Source organism: Komagataeibacter kakiaceti JCM 25156 (assembly GCF_000613305.1).
Genome location: NZ_BAIO01000309.1, coordinates 1 through 2,859, shown reverse-complemented (window position 1 = coordinate 2,859; position 2,859 = coordinate 1). Strand labels below are relative to the sequence as shown.

Below are 2,859 nucleotides of genomic sequence, written 5' to 3'. Positions count from 1 at the left end.
GAAAACGCGGGCCAGACGCTGGGGCTGCCGGGGCGCGTCATCCGCCACCTGCTGCGCATACGGCGTGAGGACATCCGCATGCTCAATGGCCTGCCCTTCGGCGTGGTGCCGCGCCCGCCCGATGGGGTCCAGCCTGCGCGTGAAACCGCCACGCAGGCGGAGGAACTGGTCCCGCTGGTCCCGCTGGTGGCGTTCGTGGGGGATGAGGACGCGCCCCTGCCGGTGCGTGATGGCGCGGTCAGCGTCGCGGTGATGGAGGTTGACGGCGTGCGCTGCGGCTTCGCCGTGGAGCGGATGATGGATGTGCGCACCCTGCTGGTGTCGGACGCCACCGCCGTGGGGCTGGACAGCGAACTGGTCCCCGGCATCGCCTGGCCGCGTGAGGACCAGCCGGTTTTCGTTCTCAGCCCCGACCGGCTGTTCGCGCGCTGGCGCCTGCGTGGCGCCGGGGGCGTGGTGCGCTTCAGCGATGTGGATGACGCGGCCACGGTAACGCCCGTGCGCCATGCCCCGCTGGTGATGGTGGTGGATGACTCGATCACGACCCGGACATTGCAGAAAACGATCCTCCAGTCCCACGGTTATGATGTCTGCCTCGCGGTGGATGGGGAGGAGGCGCTCGCGCTGCTCCAGCAGTCCTCGCGGCATGTCGATGTGGTGGTGACGGATGTGGAAATGCCGCGCATGGATGGCTTCGACCTGCTGGCGGCCATGCGGGCGGATCCGCATCTGGCGGATATTCCGGTGGTGCTCATGACATCGCGTGACGAGGGCGAGGACGTGCGCCGGGGCATGGAAGGTGGCGCGCGCGCCTACCTGACCAAGCAGAGATTCGATCAGGGCGAGCTGATCGACACCATAAGGGGGCTGCTGTGAGCCTGCCCGCGCCCCAGACTTCGCCCCAGCCCCCGCGCCGCGTGCTGATCGTGGAAGATTCGGCGGTCCTGCGCCATCTGCTCATGCGCGTGGTCGCCAGTGACCCGCGCCTTGAACTGCTTGAAGCCGTGGAAACGGCGGAGGAAGCGCTGCGTCTGGTCCCGCATCTGCGCCCCGACGTGATTTCCATGGATATCTGCCTGCCCGGCATGGACGGGCTGGAAGCCACCCGCCAGATCATGGCGCATTTTCCCACACCCATCGTGATCGTGAGCGATGACGGTGGGGGGCGGGACCACGCATGTCTCCATGAACGCGCTGCGCTCGGGCGCGCTTGCGGTCATGGAAAACCGCAGGGCCTGTCGGGCGATGGCACGGGGGCCGTGGCGCAGGGGATCGCGACACAACTCTATATCATGAGCCAGGTGCCGGTCATCCGCCGTCGCCTGCTCCAGGCCGGGCCTCTTCCGCCACGGGGCGCGCGTGTCCGCCCGCTGGACATTCGCCCCCGTATCCTCGCCCTTGCCGCCTCCACCGGGGGGCCGACCGCGTTCGCGCGCGTGCTGGGTGACCTGCCCGCCGATTTCGCGCTGCCGGTGGTTCTGGTGCAGCACATGGGCGAACCGTTCATGGAAGGGTTCGCCCAGTGGCTGGACCAGCAGGTGCCCCTGCCGGTCATGCTGGCGCGACATGGCACGCCACTGGCGCGCGGGCAGGTTCTGGTGGCGCCGGGCAACCGGCACATGACGGTGGGCACGCATGGCGAGACCGTGCTGCATGACGGCGCGCAGGTACAGGGGCAGCGCCCTTCAGCCGATGTGCTGTTTTCCTCCGTCGCACGGGTCTTCGGGGCCGACGCCCTTGGCGTGCTGCTGACGGGTATGGGAGAAGACGGCGTGGAGGGGCTTGGCCGCATCCGCGCGCGCGGTGGCTACACGATTGCGGAAGACCGCAGCACCTCGGTCATCCACGGCATGCCCGGCGCCGCCGAACGGGCCGATGCGGCGTGCATAAGCCTGCCGGTGCATGAGATCGGCCCGCATGTTCTCAGGCTTCTGGCGGGCAGCCAGACGCCCATAGACAGAATTCTGGAAGGATGACCGCCCGCCATGTCCCTGACCAACGGTAAGGACGACCCGGATACGCTGCTTTTGGTCGAGGATTCGGACACGCAGGCGCTGCGTATCCGCCGCATGCTGGAAGGGCACGGCTTTCATGTCCACCGCGTGGCCAGCGGGGAGGAAGCGCTCGACACGCTGGATGAGCGCCTGCCGGGGCTGGTGATCGCGGACTATCACCTGCCGGGCATGAATGGCGGCCAGCTTGCCCGCCAGTTGCGCATGAACGCGGTGACACGCACCATTCCCGTCCTGATCCTGACGGAAGGGATCGAGCCGGGGCTGGAGCGTGAGGGGCTGGAAAGCGGGGCGGACGCCTATATTCCCAAATCCTCCGACCCGGCGCTGATCGTCTTCCGCATCCGCGCGCTCTTGCGCGAACACGCGGCCCATGCGCCCAGCCTGCGGCCCGAGCGGGTTTTCCGCCGCGCGCGCATCATGGTCATCGCCCCCGAACCTTCCTGCCAGCAGGCGGTGCCCGAACTGATCGGGCAGTTGCGGCGTGACGGGCATATCGTCACGCTCTGCCACGATCCGGCGCGGCTTGAGCCGTCCCTGCTGCACGACCCCGACCATATGCGACTGCGTGGTGATCGACCTGGCCTGTCAGGAATTCGACGGGCTGGAAGTCTGCCGCAGGCTGGATGGATGGCGGCAGGAGGATCTGCTGTCGGGCAACGTGCCGCCGCGCATACTGGGTGTGGATGGCGGCCCGCGCCCGGATGCGCGCGCGTTCTCGGCGCGGGTGTTCGAGGCGGGGATAGACGATCTCGTTTCACGCGATGTGGGACCGGCGGCGCTTGCGCTGCGCATTCGCGTGCTGGTGCGGCGCAAGCTGTTGCAGGATGACGTGCGCCGGATCGAG

1 protein-coding gene and 2 pseudogenes are annotated in these 2,859 nt (G+C 68.3%); all 3 read left to right on the top strand.

What is annotated here, in order from left to right; translation table 11 throughout:
* The coding region (locus JCM25156_RS12845; protein ID WP_025813385.1) for a response regulator at positions 1 to 876 on the top strand (876 nt) is incomplete at its 5' end.
* A 2-nt stretch (positions 877 to 878) separates the two neighbouring features.
* Positions 879 to 1,976: pseudogene (gene cheB / locus JCM25156_RS24240) on the top strand (chemotaxis-specific protein-glutamate methyltransferase CheB).
* A 9-nt stretch (positions 1,977 to 1,985) separates the two neighbouring features.
* Positions 1,986 to 2,859: pseudogene (locus tag JCM25156_RS12835) on the top strand (response regulator); the annotation flags it as partial.